Origin of the sequence: Protofrankia sp. Cas3 (assembly GCF_963555955.1) — a bacterium.
Lineage (GTDB): Bacteria > Actinomycetota > Actinomycetes > Frankiales > Frankiaceae > Protofrankia.
Map to the genome: position 1 here is coordinate 1 of NZ_CAUVXP010000073.1, position 16,531 is coordinate 16,531.

17 protein-coding genes and 1 pseudogene are annotated in these 16,531 nt (G+C 68.8%); 13 read left to right on the forward strand and 5 right to left on the reverse strand.

Annotated features, from left to right (window positions below):
* Positions 1–75: 75 nt before the first annotated feature.
* The 3 genes and pseudogenes from U9983_RS14895 to U9983_RS14905 form a co-directional block, all read right to left on the reverse strand.
* Positions 76–204, reverse strand: a pseudogene (locus tag U9983_RS14895) (plasmid replication, integration and excision activator); the annotation flags it as partial.
* 175 nt (positions 205–379) lie between these two features.
* On the reverse strand, positions 380–826 hold the full coding sequence (locus U9983_RS14900; RefSeq protein WP_322754606.1) for a hypothetical protein: 447 nt from the start codon (positions 824–826) through the stop codon (positions 380–382).
* An 81-nt stretch (positions 827–907) separates the two neighbouring features.
* Positions 908–1,294, reverse strand: coding sequence for a UTRA domain-containing protein (locus tag U9983_RS14905; protein WP_322754607.1), 387 nt, complete (start codon positions 1,292–1,294; stop codon positions 908–910).
* Here U9983_RS14905 and U9983_RS14910 point away from each other — a divergent pair.
* Positions 1,274–2,311, forward strand: a complete 1,038-nt coding sequence (locus tag U9983_RS14910) for a DUF1152 domain-containing protein (RefSeq protein WP_322754608.1) — start codon at positions 1,274–1,276, stop codon at positions 2,309–2,311. The genes U9983_RS14905 and U9983_RS14910 overlap by 21 nt on opposite strands.
* 405 nt (positions 2,312–2,716) lie before the next feature.
* On the opposite strand, the gene U9983_RS14915 is transcribed toward U9983_RS14910, so the two are convergent.
* Positions 2,717–5,047 (reverse strand): protein kinase domain-containing protein, encoded by a 2,331-nt coding sequence (locus U9983_RS14915; protein WP_322754609.1) that lies wholly within the window; start codon positions 5,045–5,047, stop codon positions 2,717–2,719.
* Positions 5,048–5,661: 614 nt separating this feature from the next.
* On the opposite strand from U9983_RS14915, the gene U9983_RS14920 reads away from it, so the two are divergent.
* On the forward strand, positions 5,662–5,973 hold the full coding sequence (locus tag U9983_RS14920; protein ID WP_322754610.1) for a hypothetical protein: 312 nt from the start codon (positions 5,662–5,664) through the stop codon (positions 5,971–5,973).
* Positions 5,974–5,988: 15 nt separating this feature from the next.
* Positions 5,989–7,473 carry a S8 family serine peptidase gene (locus tag U9983_RS14925; RefSeq protein WP_322754611.1) on the forward strand — a complete coding sequence of 495 codons (1,485 nt, stop codon included), beginning with the start codon at positions 5,989–5,991 and terminating at the stop codon, positions 7,471–7,473.
* Between the two features lie 173 nt (positions 7,474–7,646).
* Here the strand turns inward: U9983_RS14925 and U9983_RS14930 are convergent, their stop codons facing one another.
* Complete coding sequence (locus tag U9983_RS14930) at positions 7,647–7,823, reverse strand: hypothetical protein (RefSeq protein WP_322754612.1); 177 nt, start codon at positions 7,821–7,823, stop codon at positions 7,647–7,649.
* A gap of 280 nt (positions 7,824–8,103) precedes the next feature.
* Here U9983_RS14930 and U9983_RS14935 point away from each other — a divergent pair, with 280 nt between their 5' ends.
* From U9983_RS14935 to U9983_RS14980, 10 genes are read left to right on the forward strand one after another with little or no spacing between them, the layout of a single operon-like run.
* On the forward strand, positions 8,104–8,631 hold the full coding sequence (locus U9983_RS14935; RefSeq protein ID WP_322754613.1) for a hypothetical protein: 528 nt from the start codon (positions 8,104–8,106) through the stop codon (positions 8,629–8,631).
* Positions 8,615–9,868, forward strand: a complete 1,254-nt coding sequence (locus tag U9983_RS14940) for an amidohydrolase family protein (RefSeq protein ID WP_322754614.1) — start codon at positions 8,615–8,617, stop codon at positions 9,866–9,868. The genes U9983_RS14935 and U9983_RS14940 overlap by 17 nt, the downstream gene beginning before the upstream one ends.
* Before the next feature lies 1 nt (position 9,869).
* Positions 9,870–10,259, forward strand: a complete 390-nt coding sequence (locus U9983_RS14945) for a nuclear transport factor 2 family protein (RefSeq protein ID WP_322754615.1) — start codon at positions 9,870–9,872, stop codon at positions 10,257–10,259.
* Entirely contained in the window at positions 10,208–11,095 is an 888-nt protein-coding gene (locus U9983_RS14950) for an enoyl-CoA hydratase (RefSeq protein ID WP_416210176.1), read from the forward strand. Before U9983_RS14945 ends, U9983_RS14950 begins: the two co-directional genes overlap by 52 nt.
* Complete coding sequence (locus U9983_RS14955) at positions 11,085–12,323, forward strand: thiolase family protein (protein WP_322754616.1); 1,239 nt, start codon at positions 11,085–11,087, stop codon at positions 12,321–12,323. The genes U9983_RS14950 and U9983_RS14955 overlap by 11 nt, the downstream gene beginning before the upstream one ends.
* The gene (locus U9983_RS14960; protein WP_322754617.1) at positions 12,320–12,748 is read left to right on the forward strand and encodes a Zn-ribbon domain-containing OB-fold protein; all 429 of its coding nucleotides are present in this window, start codon (positions 12,320–12,322) and stop codon (positions 12,746–12,748) included. Before U9983_RS14955 ends, U9983_RS14960 begins: the two co-directional genes overlap by 4 nt.
* Entirely contained in the window at positions 12,745–13,950 is a 1,206-nt protein-coding gene (locus tag U9983_RS14965; protein WP_322754618.1) for an amidohydrolase family protein, read from the forward strand. Before U9983_RS14960 ends, U9983_RS14965 begins: the two co-directional genes overlap by 4 nt.
* Positions 13,947–14,609, forward strand: coding sequence for a TetR/AcrR family transcriptional regulator (locus U9983_RS14970; protein ID WP_322754619.1), 663 nt, complete (start codon positions 13,947–13,949; stop codon positions 14,607–14,609). Before U9983_RS14965 ends, U9983_RS14970 begins: the two co-directional genes overlap by 4 nt.
* Positions 14,609–15,754 carry an acyl-CoA dehydrogenase family protein gene (locus U9983_RS14975; RefSeq protein ID WP_322754626.1) on the forward strand — a complete coding sequence of 382 codons (1,146 nt, stop codon included), beginning with the start codon at positions 14,609–14,611 and terminating at the stop codon, positions 15,752–15,754. The genes U9983_RS14970 and U9983_RS14975 overlap by 1 nt, the downstream gene beginning before the upstream one ends.
* A gap of 10 nt (positions 15,755–15,764) precedes the next feature.
* Positions 15,765–16,523 (forward strand): SDR family oxidoreductase, encoded by a 759-nt coding sequence (locus U9983_RS14980; protein WP_322751159.1) that lies wholly within the window; start codon positions 15,765–15,767, stop codon positions 16,521–16,523.
* Positions 16,524–16,531: the final 8 nt, after the last annotated feature.

Consider the following 16,531-nt stretch of genomic DNA (forward strand, 5'->3'; position numbering starts at 1 on the left):
GTACAGGTTGGCAATGGAAAACGCGATGGCCTGGATGTATTGTCATTTCCTGGTACTGGCTGGCACCTATTGATATGGGGCGCGCTCGTCTTGTAATCGAGCGGTTAGGGGTTCAAATCCCCTCGCCGGCTCCACCCCCAGCACGAACGCCCCATGGGGAAACACATCCCCGAACCGCACCGGAATCCACCGCGGTACCGCCATGGCCATCACCTCTCCCGTCCCGGCTCTGCGACGTTCCCCGCCGAGCCACTCTCTTGACCTTATGGCCTATGCCATTAGCCAAAAGAGTGGCATAGGCCAGTCTTTGGAGACAAATCCCTTTTGAAGATTTTTTTGGCTGACTACGGTCTGGGTGCTTGGTACGGGACGATCGGGATCATTGGGATGAGCCGGTGGCCGGCGAAACCGGGTGAGACGACGTGTACGTCGGCTGTCGGGCATCAGCACTGGCCGGCTTGGCGGGAGGGCCGTGCCGGGCGACCGTCCGGGCCGGGGCGACCAGGGCCAGCACGCGGACAGCCTCACGCCAGGCATTCCGCGCCGCCGCCACCTCTTCGAACGCGGCACGCTCGGCCCGCGCCAGCTCCTGCGCCCGGGCGTCGGCTTCCGCCCAGATTCGCCAAGCGTGGTCTTCCACTGCTGCCGCCGCGTCAGCGTCCGGCCAGGCCGACCCGTCACGGACCCGCCAGATCAGGGTGAGGTCGACATCACCGTCGAAGTCGGTCAGGCGCGCACCCGGTGGCACACCGGCCTCGACCGTGCGGATCAGTTCCTGTTTACTCATGCCCAGTTCCACCACCAATTCGTGATCGGAAATGGCCATCTGCGATCTCCTCTCGCGGTAGGACGTGTTGGCGCAGGGCGCACACCGGTTGCGTGCGCCGCAAGCGGGATGAGCGCCGGGCTAGTCGATCACCGAGTAGCCCTGTTCGAAGGTCCACTTATTGGGTGGGTACACGGCTTCGGCGAACTCGATGGGCTGCTGTTGCGCGTCGTAGACCGTGTGATGGACCACGAGCACGGCAGCCGGCCCGTCGCCGAGTTCCAGTTCCGCGCGCTCCAGGTCGCTTGCGAGCCGCGCGGCAATGGTGTCCCGGGCGTACCTGCCGCGCCGGCCGGTCTTCTCCTCGACGTAGGCGAGGGTGCCGTGTCGGATGCGTTCCCGCTGGAGCAGCAGTGGCGCGACGTCGGCCAGGGCTGGGAGGAGGTGACTCGTAGGCTCGTTGTCGTGGGTGCACTCCTGATCGCTGCCGGTGGCGGTGGCGACGCCTTGGCGGCCAGCGCCCTCCATCAGATCCTCAGGCCGACCGACCCGGCGCCGACCGTGCTCACCTACGCGTGGGAACGTCTCCGCGTCGATCCGCTTCCCGGGCCCCGCGGCCCCGCCGGTTTCACCGCGCTCGTACCTGTGGGCCGCTTCAACTGGCAGATCATCCCGAGCTCGGACACAACGCCGCCTGGCCGCTCTACTCTTCCGCGCCTGGCCGGTCAGATCGACGCCCGTCTCCTGCTCATCGATCCGGGCGGTGGCGCGGCCGGTATCCGCCGCCAGGTCGCCGAACTGGTCGAGATCTCCGCTGCCGCCCGCGTGTGGATCGTCGATGTGGGCGGCGACGCAGTGGCCCACGGCGACGAACCCGGTCTGCGCAGCCCCCTTGCCGACGGTCTGGCCCTCGCCGCGTGCACCGCTCTGCCCGTCCCCGTCGAGATCCTCACTGCCGGCCCCGGCCTGGACGGTGAGCTTTCCGAGGCTGAGGTTGTCGCCCGCGTCGAGGTACTCGGCGGAGAGCGCCTGCATCGGCTGCACCGCGACGAGGTTCAGCCGCTGTGTGATCATCTTGCCTGGCACCCCACTGAAGCGACGGCCCTGCTGACCGCCGCCGCGCTCGGAGCCCGAGGCAGAGTCGAGATACGCGACAGCGGAACCCCCGTGGAACTCACCGACCGCAGCGCCGACATCTACCGTGTAGATCTACCCGCTCTCGTGGCCGGTACCCGGTACGTCGCGTCTCTTGCCGAGACCGGCACGCTCGATCAGGCTGAGGACGTCATTCGCCGCATCTGCGGTACCTCGGACATCGACTACGAACGGGCCAAGGCTCTGCGGCTGTCGGGTCCCCGCCCGCCGCGTCCCATCGAGGAGCTACGCCGCGACGCCGACGCTTACACCGCCGAGGCCCGAGCCAAAGGCATCGACTATCTGACGTTTCGCCGCCTTGCCGAAGCCCTCAACCCCAGTCCCGACGACATCGCCCGTCTTCGGGTCCACTCAACCGTCCCGTTGTGGCCGGTCCGTGATTCCCGCTGACCTCCTGCCGGGCAGCCGGGAGACAGTCTCCGTCGCTTCGCTTCCCTGGCAGCCCGACCCGCGTGGTTACCAGCGGCGAGACAGGCCGCGGTCACCTTCCACGAATGCGAGCAACAATTTCGGATGCCCAACCGCGGCGTAAACCGCGCCGCGGTTGGGCCGTTCTCTCGGCCACAGCGGACAGCGCTTGAGCTTCCTCAGTGGCGGCCAGGGCCTCCTCCCGCCGGCCGGCATGGTCGAGTCGCCAGCCCGCCACCGCGCCGGCCTGACAAATTGGCGTTGCCGGGTGAGGAGCTTGCCTGCGGAGTCCGAGTCAGGGTTGTTGCGCTCCCCGGACACCCTGCCCCCTGACCAGCAGCAGCGAGACGTAGTCTCCGTGCGATCGAGCCGATTCGACCCAAGGCGCTATTGGCTGCCGGTGGCGACCCGGCGCACCCGGTGGTTGCCCCGGTCGGTGATGTAGAGGGTGCCGGTGTTGTCGACCGCCACCCCGTCGGGATTGGCGAGTTGGGCGTGGGTGGCCGGTCCGCCGTCCCCGGAATCCCCTTCGGTGCCGGTCCCGGCCACGGTGGTGATCGTTCCGTCGGTGCCGACTCGGCGCACCCGGTGGTTGTCCTGGTCGGTGATGTAGAGGATGCCGGTGCGGTCGACCGCCACCCCTTCCGGATACGCGAGTTGGGCGTGGGTGGCCGGCCCGCCGTCCCCGGTGAACCCTTCGGTGCCGGTCCCGGCCACGGTGGTGATCGTTCCGTCGGTGCCGACCCGGCGCACCCGGTTGTTGCTCAGGTCGGCGATGTAGAGGGTGCCGGTGCTGTCGACCGCCACCCCGTGGGGATTGGCGAGTTGGGCGTGGGTGGCCGGCCCGCCGTCCCCGGCATACCCGGCATACACGGCATACCCGGCAGTGCCGGTCCCGGCCACGGTGGTGATCGTTCCGTCGGTGCCGACCCGGCGCACCCGCTGGTTGCCCTGGTCGGTGATGTAGAGGGTGCCGGTGCGGTCGACCGCCACCCCTTCCGGATACGCGAGTTGGGCGTGGGTGGCCGGCCCGCCGTCCCCGGTGAACCCTTCGGTGCCGGTCCCGGCCACGGTGGTGATCGTTCCGTCGGTGCCGACCCGGCGCACCCGCTGGTTGCCCTCGTCGGCGATGTAGAGGGTGCCGGTGCTGTCGACCGCCACCCCGTGGGGATTGGCGAGTTGGGCGTGGGTGGCCGGCCCGCCGTCCCCGGCATACCCGGCAGTGCCGGTCCCGGCCAGGGTGGTGATCGTTCCGTCGGTGCCGACCCGGCGCACCCGGTTGTTGTCCTGGTCGGCGATGTAGAGGGTGCCGGTGTTGTCGACCGCCACCCCGTCGGGATTGGCGAGTTGGGCGTGGGTGGCCGGCCCGCCGTCCCCTGTGAACCCGCCAGTGCCGGTACCGGCCACGGTAGTGATCAGCGGGGAACTGGATCTGGGCAGCAGGGCGACGGTCGTGACGACCGCCGCGGCAAGCAGCCCCGTCAGGAGGACACCGATGGCCAGGGGCCAGCGCCTGCGGCGAACGACGGGGCTGGTCGACGGCGCAGGGGGCGACGCCGGGCGGTAGCCGCGATGTGCGACGGGGCTGGCGCGTTCAGCGTCTCTACTGACCGGTCGAGACTGGTCCTCCTCGCGAGTAGAGCCTCCAGGGTTTGCCTGCGCCGGCAGCGGCGTGCGGGCAGGCGAACCTGCCGGTGGTGTCGGAGTAGGCGGGTGAGGTTGACCGGGTGGCGTCGTCGCCCGGTCCCCAGCGCTATCGCCGGGGACCGGGCGGACAGCGTCCTCGAAGCGGCGCGGCGGCTGGATTGGCTGGATCGGTGGGGACGGCAGCCACCCGCTTGCCGTCCCCACCTGCCTGCCGTCCCCACCGGTCCGGCGCGTCGGCCGGATCGGTGGGGACGGTAGGCAGGTCGCTGCCTCTCGGATCGTGTCATCCACCCGCAGGATCAGGCCGCTGCGTTTGAGCCAGCCCGCTCCGAGCGCCTCCGCGGCAGCCTCAGCGAGGTCGACGGCGAACGCGTGCGCCGACGGGTAGCGCGCGTCGATGTCCTCGTCCACCGCCCGCATGACCACCGCGGCCAGCGCCGCATGTACTCCGGTCAGCGGCCCGACGCGGGGACGTGCCGGCAGCTGCCCGGCGAACAACCAGTACAGGACCAGCCCGAGTGAGTACAGATCGGTCGCCGGGCCGAGCTCGGCGAAGTTCCGCTGTTCGGGCGCCATCCAGAACGGCGTCCCGGTCTGGCCGAACGCGGCGGTGTGCTCCAGTAGCTTCGCGATCCCAAAGTCGACAATCTTCAGGGTGCCGTCGTCGGCGAGGAGAAGGTTCGCTGGCTTGATGTCGCGGTGCAGCATCGGCCTGCCGTGCACATACGCCAACGCGTCTCCGGCCGCCAGCCCGATCCCACACACCGTTTCCGGCGGGAGGCCGCGGCTGACTTTGTCCAGGGCTTTCCCGGCGACGAACTCCATGAACAGCAGGAAGAGGTCTTCGACGTCGTCCGCGTCGAAGATGTTGACCAGGTGCGGGTGGTTCAGCCGGGCCAGGAGCTTCGCTTCGTCGCTGGCGCGCCGACGCTCGTCGGCACTGGCCACCGTCATCGCTTTGATCGCGACCAGCCGTTCCAGTCGACGGTCCCACGCCTGGAAGACATCGCCGAAACCGCCGCCGCCGAGCCTGCCGCGTAGTTCGTAGCGGTCGGGTAACGCCCGCTCCACACGATCACGGTCTACCGGCACAGCCCCGCCGCTCCCACTGGCGACCGCCCAGGATCCGAAGGTACAGGCCGCCGTCATCCCCCCCGGATGGGGTGACTGTAGCCAATCAGCCCCTACCGGCGGCAAGCTACCCACACCTTTGCAACGGGCGGGGACGACGCCGCTCCTGGGCCGGGGTATCGGGCACCGGAGTGACAGCAACCGTCGACAGCAACGTAAGCGGACCCCAGTGGACGTCCGGCGCAGGTCACCGGACGTCCACGAACATCAGCGGACGGTCTGCCTTGCTCGTGTAATCGGGCGGTTAGGGGTTCAAATCCCCTCGCCGGCTCTCACCGATCATGGTTCTGGCCTTGGATGGGATCAGAAACCACCGTCCTCTTCGGATCTTTAGTGATTCATTTGACCCCTACGCGTGACCCCAACGTCAGTCACCGTCAGGGAACAGATGATCAATGTGGCCAACCGCACTCCGCTGCACTGCCCCTCCGGTGGTGACGCCGGGGTGACGGGACTACGCAACGATCGTGACCGATATTCCACACAGCCGCCGCGCATGCGTGCGAGGCAAGGTCTGCGGGTCACGGCCCGGTGGCGGCCACCGAGGGGGAGAAATGGGGAAGACCGGGGAGGGGAGCGAGCCCGACTTCGTCGAGGCGTGGGTCGAGATGGCGGCAGCGCCACCACCCGACTCGGTTGTGGAGTGGTTCACCTCGCGCGGCATTTCTGTTGTGCCCGCCCGCGTCGGCGCCCTTGCGTCAGGTCCACAGAATGCGTTCGAGGCGGCTTTTGGAAAACCGCTTGCCGGCCGGGCTGCGGCACTTTCCCTGCCCGTCCCGGTGGAACTGCACGACGACGTCCGGTCCATCACCGTGGCGCCCATCCCCGGCCTGCACGGCGGCCCGGGTCCAGCTCATCCGTCCTGATCAAAGGAGTATCGCATGGTATTCCCGGCAGAATTCGACTCCAATTCGCCTGTCCCCGATCTCGTTCTCGGGTACGTGTCGGTGAGATCCCAAGGGGGCGTCTCCGTCACCGAGGCGACTGATTTCACGTCGGCGGAGCCGTTTTATGCTGCCAGTGGTGACTGGGAGCGTGCACGCAGTGATGTCGAGGCGGCTGGTCTCATTGTCACAGCGGAAAGCCGGCTCGGGTTCAGCGTCGCCGGTCCGCCGGCCGCCTACGAAGAATTAACCAGCGGCGAGATAGTCACCCGGGAGGTGCTGCAGCGGCTGGCGATCGGCCGTACCGCCTATGTCACCCAGCTCGACATTGTGGGCACTGACCAACCACGCTCCTTCGCTGTGGGCCGGGCGGGCAGCGACGCCATCGAGGCGATTGTGCTCGAGCGGCCGCGAATCCCTCACAACCTTTTCCCGTCCCCCATCCCGCCCAGCATCGCCAAGTTCCACCTGACCGTGCCGGACGACGTCGCGGTGCTACTCGGCTGCGTTGCCGCCCACCGCGCGGGCCACGTCGGAAGCGACGTGACAGTAGCCATGGTCGACACCGGGCAGTACTCCCACCCATATTTTCTGGTCCACAACTACCGCGTCGAACGGCCGGTCGCCGTGGTCCCTGGAACCAGCCCGAGTAAGGATCCTGTCGGCCACGGAACGGGTGAGTCGGCGAATATCTTCGCCGTCGCGCCCGGGGCGACGCTGCGGCCGTACCGTGTCACCAACAACGCCGGTCAGCTCGTCGGCGCCATCACTGGATTCCTACGAGCCAAGGCAGACCACCCGCAGATTATCACCAATTCGTGGGGCGGCGACCTTGATTACCCCACGCAGGACCCACTTCCCCCGTACTATCGGGCATGGGTGGCGGAAATCCGCGACGCGGTCGAGACGGGAATCGTTGTGGTCTTTTCTGCCGGTAATGGTCAGTTCTCGGTGGAACCGCAGGTGCCGGGCGTCATTTCCGCTGGCGGGGTGTACGCGACCGGGGGCGTGGACCTCGTTGCCTCCGACTACGCGAGCGGGTACGCGAGCCCGTTTTTCCCGGGCATCGACGTGCCGACCGTCTCGGGGCTCGTCGGCACGATCCCCCGCGCCCAGTACCTCCTGCTGCCCATCCCGCCGGGTTGCGGAATCGACGTCGACGAGAGCAAACCTTTCGTGCATCCGACCTTCCCGGACTCCCCGGACGGCACCACCGCCGATGACGGCTGGGCGCTGTTTTCCGGCACATCTGCGGCCGCGCCGCAACTGGCCGGCGCGGTAGCCGTGCTGCTTGGCGCCCTACCGGCCCTGACCACAGCACAGATCACCGAGGCGCTGAAAGCTTCTGCCGTCGACGTCACCGCAGGCCACAACCACCTCCGTTTCAACGTCGCAGCCGGGCCCGGCCCAGACCTCGCTACGGGCGCGGGCCTGGTCAACGTATCCGCCGCCCTCGACTACGCCCAGGCCACATTTTCCTAGGGTCTTGGACGAGCGAAGCCGTCATGATCGAGTCACGTTCGTGGGCGTGAGTCAGGCTGCCAGACCTGGGTGTTCGACGAGTTGGTTGATGGCGGTTTCGTAGGCGGTGGCTGCACGTCGCAGGGGTGGCGGATCGCTGCTGTGCGGGTCGGTGAGTTCGGCCATGCCGACACCTATCTGGTGCGCTGGGCAAGGCGGACGTTCAAACGTCTGAGGTCGTGCAGGGTCCTGGGTCGACCCGGACGCTTCGGCTTGGACTGGGCGGCGTGTCGACGTCTGACCAGGTCACGGTGCCAGCGCAGCACCGCGAACGCGTTCGTCACGCGCAGGTAGGCCAGTCGCAACAGCACGGCCGATCATCATGTCGCGGTCGTCGGCTGCCCCCGCGGGAGCCTGGCGCCACCACCAGCCACGGCCGCCGTGCCCCGAGACGGATGCCCCCACCTGGGCGGATGAAGTTCTCGGCGAGCACACCGTCGCTGTGAACCCAGCGGACTGGTACGGGCGCTGTTGCGTCTCCGCTCATGACATCGCGTCCATCGCGTCCATCGCGGCAAACAGCTCAATCGTCTTGTGCTTGACTGATTGATCAGTCAAGCTGGGGTCGGTAGGGAGACGAGAGGGAGATCGGTGCGTCTGACACTTGGGCTTGACTACGATTTACCGCCGATAGCGCTGGTCGAGGAACGCACGAGGTGGTTCCCCGCGGGGGCGGTGATGTTCGGGCTCGAGCAGCGTGAGCTCGGCGAGGCTACGGTTCGGGCCGCATACACCGACGGGCAGCGCGAGGCGTCGGCCATCGACGACGTGCACGACGGCGCGTTCGCCGACGACGGCGGCCTGTCGATCCACGTGTGCGAATCGGCGACGCACAGGGAGTTGCTGCGCTTCGATTGCTTCGCGCAGACGCCGCACTACCACTACATCCCGATGGATGGCGGCAACCGGGCGATCGCGTTCGACGCCGACGCAAACGGTCCCATGGTCCCTTGGGCGATGAGGTGTCTGCGCTCTCGCCTTCCCCAGATGCTCGCGCAGGCGGGAGCCGTCGAGTTGGCTGCGCTGATCGACGCTCGCGCCGTCGAGCTCGCCGTCGATGCGCTTTCCACGGAAATGCACCGTCGTCAGGGAGAGGCACCCGATGGTCAAGCTGGATGAGATCCAGACGACTGACTTCACCGTCACCCGAAAGGGCACGAGTGAAGGCCCGACGTTCTTACCGGAGCCCGATCGCCGGCCCCGGAAATACACTGTGATCTCCGTCGACGACCACATCGTCGAACCACCGGACATGTTCGTGGGGCGTCTCCCGTCGGCCCTCGCCGATCGGGCGCCTCGGGTCGTCACCACCGACAACGGCGGCGAGATCTGGGCCTACGACGGCGCCGAGCTGCCCAACGTCGGCTTCAACGCCGTGGCTGGCCGCCCCGTCTCCGAGTACAGCTGGGAGCCCACCCGTTTCGACGAGATGCGGCGCGGCGCGTGGGACATCGACGCCCGCGTGCATGACATGGACCTCAATGGGATCTTCGCGTCGGTGAACTTCCCGTCGTTCCTCGCCGGCTTCTCCGGCTATCGTCTACAGCTCGGCCACGACGCCGACCTCGCGCTCGCCACCGTTCGAGCGTGGAACAGCTACCACCTCGAGGTCTGGGCCGCCGCGCACCCGGGGCGCATCATCCCGCTGCAGATCCCGTGGCTGCTCGACCCGGAGGTCGCAGCCGCGGAGATCCGCCGCAACGCCGAGCGTGGCTTCCGCGCCGTCTCGTTCACGGAGTCGCCCGACAAGATGGGCCTGCCGTCGTTGTACTCCAACTACTGGGACCCCTTCTTCCGTGCGTGCGAGGAGACGGAGACCGTAGTCTGCCTGCACTTCGGCTCGTCGGGAACCACGCCGACCGCGTCCCCGGAAGCGCCGCCCGAGGCCGTCACGGTCCTCTTCGGGTCGAACATCGCGGCCGCGGTCGACTGGCTGTTCGCCAAGGTGCCGCTTCGCTTTCCCGGCATCAGGATCTGCCTGTCGGAGGGCGGTGTCGGCTGGGTGCCGTCGCTGCTCGACCGACTCGACCACATGCGCAAATACGAGGACATGTTCGCCACGTTCGCCGGCAGCGAGCTGACGCCGTCGGAGCTGGTCCGTCGCAACTTCTGGTTCTGCGCGATCGACGAGCCGTCGGGTATCGAGATGCGGCATCGCATCGGTGTCGAGAACATCGTCGTGGAGTCCGACTATCCGCATGCGGACTCGACGTGGCCCGACACCCAGGCGGTGCTCGAGCGCTCGCTCGCGGCGGTTCCGGCGGACGAGGCAGCATCGATCACCTGGCGGAACGCCTCGGCACTGTTCCGGCACCCGGTTCCAGCCGCGGTGCAGGTCGACCCGGAGGCGTTCTGACATGGACGCGACCGACGTCGTCGAAATCACCCAGGTGCTGGGCCGCTACGGCCAGATCGTCGACGGACGGGCGTGGGGCGACCTGGCCGACGTCTTCACCCCCGACGCCGTGTTCGACACGGGCGGGTTTGGCCAGGGCTGCCAGACCGGCGTCGAGGCGATCCGCACCATGTTCGAGGGCGGGACGCAGCCGTACTCGGTGAACATCGTCAACATCGTCGTCAGCGACGGCGACGCGCCGGGTACGGCTCGGGCCTACAGCAAGAACATCGGGCTCCTGCCGAAGGGCCGCGTCGGCAGCGCCAGCTACCACGACGAGCTGGTGCGCACTGCCGGCGGATGGCGGGTGGCGCGTCGGACGGCGCACGCACCCCGTCGGGAGCAGCCGTGAGCGACGACGTCAGCTACGAGCGCCGGGGGGCGGTGGCGCTGATAACGCTCAACCGGCCCGATCGGCGCAACGCCCAGGGCGCCGACATGACCTACGCCCTGGACGGGTGCTTCTACCGTTTCTCGCGCGACAACGAGGCCCGGGTGGCCGTCCTCCGAGGCGCCGGTCCGCACTTCTCCGCTGGCCACGACGTCCACGACGTGCCCCAGGACCACGACCACGACCCCGTGTCCCTCTGGGGCCATCCGCACGGCAAACCGGGCGCGGAGTGGATCATGGCCTACGAGCAGGACGCGTTCCTCGGGATGTGCCGGCGGTGGCGCGAGGTGCCCAAGCCGGTCATCGCGATGGTGCACGGGGCATGCGTCGGCGGGGCACTTGCGCTGGCATGGGCCTGCGATCTCATCATCGCGTCGTCAGACGCGTTCTTCGCCGACCCCGTCGTGCGCCTGGGCTGCCCCGGCATCGAGTTCTTCTGCCACCCCTGGGCGCTCGGCAGCCGGTTCGCTCGTGAGTTCCTGTTCCTCGGCGAGCGCATCTCGGCCCAGCGCGCGTACGAGGTCGGCATGGTCAACCGCGTGTTCGACGCCGCCGAGCTCGAGGAGCAGACCCTCGCCATTGCCGCGCGCATCGCCGCGATGCCCAGCTTCGGCCTCACGCTCGCGAAGATGGCCGTCAACCAGGCGGAAGACGCCATGGGGATGAAGCAGGGCATCGATGCCGCGTTCAGCCTGCATCAGCTCGCACACGCCCACAACATCAACATGACGGGTGGCAGCCCGATGCTCGTCGGTCTCGACGACCTTCGCTCAACCGGAGGCGACCGTGCTTCGTGATGATCCGGTCGCCATCGTCGGCGTCGCCGTGCCGAGGGTGGCCAAGCACATCCCCGACGAGACGGCCACCAGCCTCACCTTGAAGTCCATACTCGCAGCGCTTGACGATGCCGGCCTCGAGCCGAGCGACGTCAACGGCATGTGCGCTACGTGGCCCGGTCCTGGCGGTTCGCACCAGGCATGGTCGACGAACTGGGCCCGTCAGCTCGGCGTGACGTTGAACTGGGTGATCGACGAGGGCCTCGACGTCGGCGGCATCCGTGGCGTGCTGAACGCCGCGGCGGCCATCAAGGCCGGGCTGTGCGAGACGGTGGTGGTTGCCACGGCGACCGCCGGCGGCCCGCCGCAGTCGGGTCGCGACCGCATGGCCGCGATCCACCACGGCGGACCGCAGTTCGTGTCGGGAGCGACGAGTAGCGACGGACACGGCGACGTCACCCACGCCGCTCTCGAGTTCAACCATCCATACGGCGGTTCCGGCGCGATCCATCGGTTCGCCCTGAACGCCATGCGCCACATGCACGACTACGGCACGACACATGAACAGATCGCCGAAGTCGCAGCGACGATCCGCAACAACGGCTACCGCAACCCCGAGGCCATGCACTTCGGTCGCGGCCCCTTCACCGTCGAGGACATCCTCGCGTCGCGGTGGATCGCCGAGCCGCTCCACCTGCTTGAGTGCAGCCTCGTCGGCCAGTGCGGCGTCGCCGTCGTCCTGACGAGCGGCGAGCGGGCGCGCAACCTCAAGCGACCACCGGTGTACGTCCTCGCCGGCGCCATGGAGATGGACGACGGCCCGCACCACAACCCGGCTCTCAACCGGGTCAACGGCAACCTCGGGGGCGACCGGATGAAGGTGGCCTACTCGCAGGTGGGCATCACGCCGGGCGACATCGACGTGCTGTCGGTGTACGACCCGACGGCGTTCGAGGTGATCCGCAACCTCGAGATGCTGGGCTTCTGCCGACCGGGCGAGGGTGGGCCGTTCGTCGAGAGCGGGGCGATCGCGTTGGGCGGGAAGATTCCGACCAACACCGACGGCGGCCTGCTGAGCCACGCGTGGTCGACGATGGGCCAGCTCTTGCTGAAGGTGATCGAAGGTGCCCGTCAGCTGCGCGGCGACTGCGGCGACCGGCAGGTCGAGGGGGCCGAGCTGGCGGTGTGCACGAACTCCGTGCCCGGCGCGCACCACGTGGAGGCGCTGATCCTGGGGAGCCAGGCATGACGTTGACGGCATGGTCCGGGCGGCCGGTGCCGCAGCCCACGGAGCTGTCGCAGCCCTACTGGGACGCGGCGCTGCGCGGCGAGCTGCTGTACCTGCGATGCGGGCAGTGCGGGACCGCGTTCTTCCCGCCGCTGGGCGCGTGCGTCGTCTGCCGGTCGGCGGACGTCGCGTGGCAGCGCAGCAAAGGTCACGGCACGGTGTACTCCTACACCGTCCTTCACGACGCCCCGTCGGCCGGGTTCCCCGTGCCGAGCGTCCTGGCGATCATCGAAGTCGACGAGGGCTACCCGATGTTCAGCAGTGTCGTCGGCTGCCCACCGGGCGACGTCCGCATCGGGCTGCGCGTCCAGGTGTCCTTCGAGGAACTGACGGCCGAGATCAACTTGCCGGTATTCCGACCGGTGGATGCAGAGGAGCGAGCATGACCACGGTCCGGGACGTCCCGATCGTCGACGTCGACAGCCACGTCGCCGAGCCCGAGGATCTGTGGACCGCGCGCATGCCGGCCAGCCTCGGCGACGCCATCCCGAAGGTGGTCTGGGACGAGAGTGCCGGTGAGTCACGCTGGAAGGTAGGCGACGTCCTGCTCTCCGCGGTCGGCGAGTACTGCTCCGCCGGCTGGCCAGAGCATTTCCCGTCGCACCCGCCGACGCTCGCCGACGCCGACCCTGCGTGCTTCGACGCCAAGGCGCGGCTCGAGCGGCTCGACCAGTACGGCGTGTGGGCCCAGGTCCTGTACCCGAACGTCATCGCGTTCGACGCGCACGCGTTCCTCACCGAGCTCGGCCCCGAGCTCGCCACGACCTGCGTGGAGGCGTACAACGATTTCCTCGCCGAGTTCGCCGCCACCGACCCGCGGCGCCTCGTGCCGTTGATGATGCTGCCGTTCTGGGACGTCGAGGCGTCGGTGCGCGAGATGGAGCGCTGCCGCGCCCTCGGTCACCGCGGCGTCCTGTTCGCGGCGCTGTTCAACCGGCTCGGGCTGCCGAACATCGCGGACGCGTCCTGGGCGCCCGTCCTGTCGGCGGCCCAGGACCTCGAGCTGTCGATGAACTTCCACATCGGGTTCGGCCAGCGGGACAAGGAGTCCAGCGAGCGCGCCTGGGCGAAGCTCACGAAGCGGGCGCTCGCGGAGCGCACCGACCGCCTGGCGTTCGTCCGCAAGAGCGCTCCGCACTTCGCCAGCTCGGCGCAGGCCGTCAGCGACGTGATCATGGGCGGGGTGTGCCACCGCTACCCGCGGCTGAAGTTCGTGTCCGTGGAGAGCGGGTTCGGGTACTTCCCCTATCTGCTCGAGAACCTCGACTGGCTGTGGCTCACGTCGGGTGCGGCCGCCGAGTACCCCGAGCGCGACCGCCCGAGCACGTACTTCCACCGTCAGATGTACGCCACGTTCTGGCACGAGCGCTCCAGCGTGCCGCTGTTCGAGGAGTTCCAGGACAGCCTGATGTTCGAGACCGACTTTCCGCACGAGACGGGCCTCGCCCCCGGGCCGAGCAGCCCGGCGTCCTCGGCCCGCGAGACCGTGTGCCAGAACCTCGCCGGCCTGTCGCCCGAGGTGCTGCACAAGGTCGTCTTCGCCAACGCGGCCTCGCTGTACGGCCTCGAGCCGCCGGACGCGTCGTGAGCGCACAGGCCAACGCGCAGGCAAGCCCGCAGGCAAGCCCGCAGGCCAGGACGCAGGCCAGGACGCGTCGAGCCGAACGTTCGGGGGCGGCCCGCGCCGCGATGCTCGATACGGCGATCGGGCTGCTCGCCACCAGGGGCTACTCCGGCATGAAGCTCGCTGACGTCAGCCGCGACTCGGGCTACAGCTACGGCCTCGCTCCGTTCCACTTCGAGTCGAAGGCCGGCCTGCTGAGGGCGATCCAGGAGGAGATCGACGCGAGCTACACGGATCACATGGCCGCCGCCTGCGATCCCGACATCCCAGGCCGCGAGTTCGTGGACCGGTGGGTCACCGCGACGTTCGCGTTCGCGAAGGGCCACCCCGCGCACTGGCGAGCCAGCGTCGTGATCCTCGTCGAGTCGGTCCTCGGCGTTCCCGACGTCGCCGTCGAACACTCGCGGTTCGCGTCGCGGAATATCGAGACGCTGCGGACCGCGTTCGAGCGTGGCCGGCGCGACGGAAGCATCCCGGCCTCCGTCGATCCCCCGGCGGCGGCGGCGACCGTCGCGGCGCTGATGAAGGGCATCAACTTCGAGTGGTTCGGCGACCCGACGGTCGATCTCGACGCGAGCTGCCGGCTGGTGCTCGACGTCGTCCGGCAAGTGCTGCGGCCGTGATGTCGAGCTTTCGCGGCCGCGCCCGCCAGTGGCTCACCGTCGAGGCCCCCCGACGTGGATGGATCCCGTCGGAGGCCGTCGCCGCCGACGAGCTGGCCCGCAGTCGCGACTGCCAGCAGGCGCTGTGCGCAGCCGGGTTCGGGGCCATCACCTACCCGGCCGAATACGGCGGAGCGGGCCTCGGCGTCCGCGAGCAGATCGAGTTCAACGAGGAAGCGACCGCGTACAGCCTCCCGCTCAGCGAGCTCGTCGTCGGGCTCGGTGTCTGCGCCCCGACCCTGCTCGCGCTCGGCACCGACCGGCAGAAGGCGAGATACCTCCCGCCCCTGCTGCGAGCCGACGAGATCTGGTGCCAGCTGTTCTCCGAGCCCGGTGCCGGTTCCGATCTGGCCTCGCTGAGCACGCGGGCGGCCGGATCCGCAGCGTCGGGATGGACGGTCAACGGTCAGAAGGTGTGGACGTCGGGCGCGCAACACGCCGACTTCGGCTTGCTCCTGGCGCGCACCGACCCGCAGGCCGCGTCGAAGCACGCCGGTCTGACGATGTTCCTCCTCGACATGGCGGCACCGGGGATCACCGTTCGACCGCTGCGCCAGATCGACGGCACGGCGCACTTCAACGAGGTGTTCTTCGACGACGTGCACGTCCCGCCGCAGAACCTCGTCGGGACGGTCAACCGCGGCTGGGCGGCGGCGCTCGTCAGCCTCATGAGCGAGCGCGTCTCGCTCGGCACTACGCGCGCGACTGCGGGCCTGGTCCCGGACGCGGAGACGCTCATCGCCGCGGCGCGTCGCCGCGGCGTCGCCACCGATCCGGTGCTGCGCGCCGAGCTCGTCGACATCGTGATCCGCGAGCGGGTGCTCGCCTACGTGGGAAAGCGCATCAACGCCGCGGTGCTTGCCGGCCGCGAGCCGGGGCCGGAAGGGTCCATCGCCAAGTTGCTCGACAGCGACCTGCTGCGGCGGGCCGCCACGGTCGGGGCGCGCATCCACGGGCCGGCGACGACGGCCTGGGACCCGGCCAACGCCGGCGACAGCACATGGAGCCGCGCGGTGCTCTTCGCGCCGGGTATGCGCATCGCCGGCGGTACCGACGAGATCCAGAAGAACACGCTCGCCGAACGCACGCTCGGCCTGCCCCGCTGAGGAGGAACGGGTGGACGAAGAGTTAAAAGGTCGCGTCGCTCTCGTGACGGCGGCCGCCGGTCGCGGATGCGGGCAGGCGATCGCCCGGCGGCTTGCGGCCAGCGGCGCGACCGTCGTAGTGACGGACATCCACGAGCGTCGCGCGGCCGAGGTGGCGGCGCAGATGGCCGCCGACTACCCGGCCGCGACGGTCGTCGGCATGCCGCTGGACGCCGGCGACTGGGGTCGGATCGACGCCGTCGTCGATGCCGTTAACAACGAGCTTGGTCCGATCCAGATCCTCGTCAACAACGCCACGATCAACGTGCGAGGCGCGATCTTCGACTACGACCCGGAGGACTGGCTCTGGTGTCTTCGCGTGAACCTGTCCGGGGCGTGGTATCTCTGCCGCCAAGTTATGCCGATCATGCGTGGCGCGGGTGGGGGCAGCATCGTCAACACGAGCAGCTACGCCCCCGACGTCGGCGGTGACGGTTTGGAGTCGCCCTACGCGATTACGAAGGGCGGGCTCAACGCGCTCACGAGGTGCATGGCCGTCGAGGGCGCGCCGCACGACATCCGAGTCAACACGGTGAGCATGGGCGTCGTCGTCGGCACCAAGTTCATGGACGACAACCCGGAGATCCTCGACTTCGCCAGCCCGCCGATGCGGACACCGGTCGGCGTCGATGACATCGCCGAGGCGACGGCGTTCCTCGCGTCGGACCGCGCTCGCCACATCACCGGTGAGATCCTCAACGTCGCCGCCGGCGCCTACATGCGGAACTGAGGCATTCG

Excerpts from the sequence above, each read along its gene's own strand:
- U9983_RS14900 (WP_322754606.1), bottom strand. The coding sequence starts at position 826 with ATGGCCATTTCCGATCACGAATTGGTGGTGGAACTGGGCATGAGTAAA.
- U9983_RS14960 (WP_322754617.1), top strand. The coding sequence starts at position 12,320 with ATGACGTTGACGGCATGGTCCGGGCGGCCGGTGCCGCAGCCCACGGAG.
- U9983_RS14940 (WP_322754614.1), top strand. The coding sequence starts at position 8,615 with ATGGTCAAGCTGGATGAGATCCAGACGACTGACTTCACCGTCACCCGA.
- U9983_RS14920 (WP_322754610.1), top strand. The coding sequence starts at position 5,662 with ATGGGGAAGACCGGGGAGGGGAGCGAGCCCGACTTCGTCGAGGCGTGG.
- U9983_RS14905 (WP_322754607.1), bottom strand. The coding sequence starts at position 1,294 with ATGGAGGGCGCTGGCCGCCAAGGCGTCGCCACCGCCACCGGCAGCGAT.
- U9983_RS14975 (WP_322754626.1), top strand. The coding sequence starts at position 14,609 with ATGTCGAGCTTTCGCGGCCGCGCCCGCCAGTGGCTCACCGTCGAGGCC.
- U9983_RS14950 (WP_416210176.1), top strand. The coding sequence starts at position 10,208 with ATGGCGGGTGGCGCGTCGGACGGCGCACGCACCCCGTCGGGAGCAGCC.
- U9983_RS14965 (WP_322754618.1), top strand. The coding sequence starts at position 12,745 with ATGACCACGGTCCGGGACGTCCCGATCGTCGACGTCGACAGCCACGTC.
- U9983_RS14945 (WP_322754615.1), top strand. The coding sequence starts at position 9,870 with ATGGACGCGACCGACGTCGTCGAAATCACCCAGGTGCTGGGCCGCTAC.
- U9983_RS14925 (WP_322754611.1), top strand. The coding sequence starts at position 5,989 with ATGGTATTCCCGGCAGAATTCGACTCCAATTCGCCTGTCCCCGATCTC.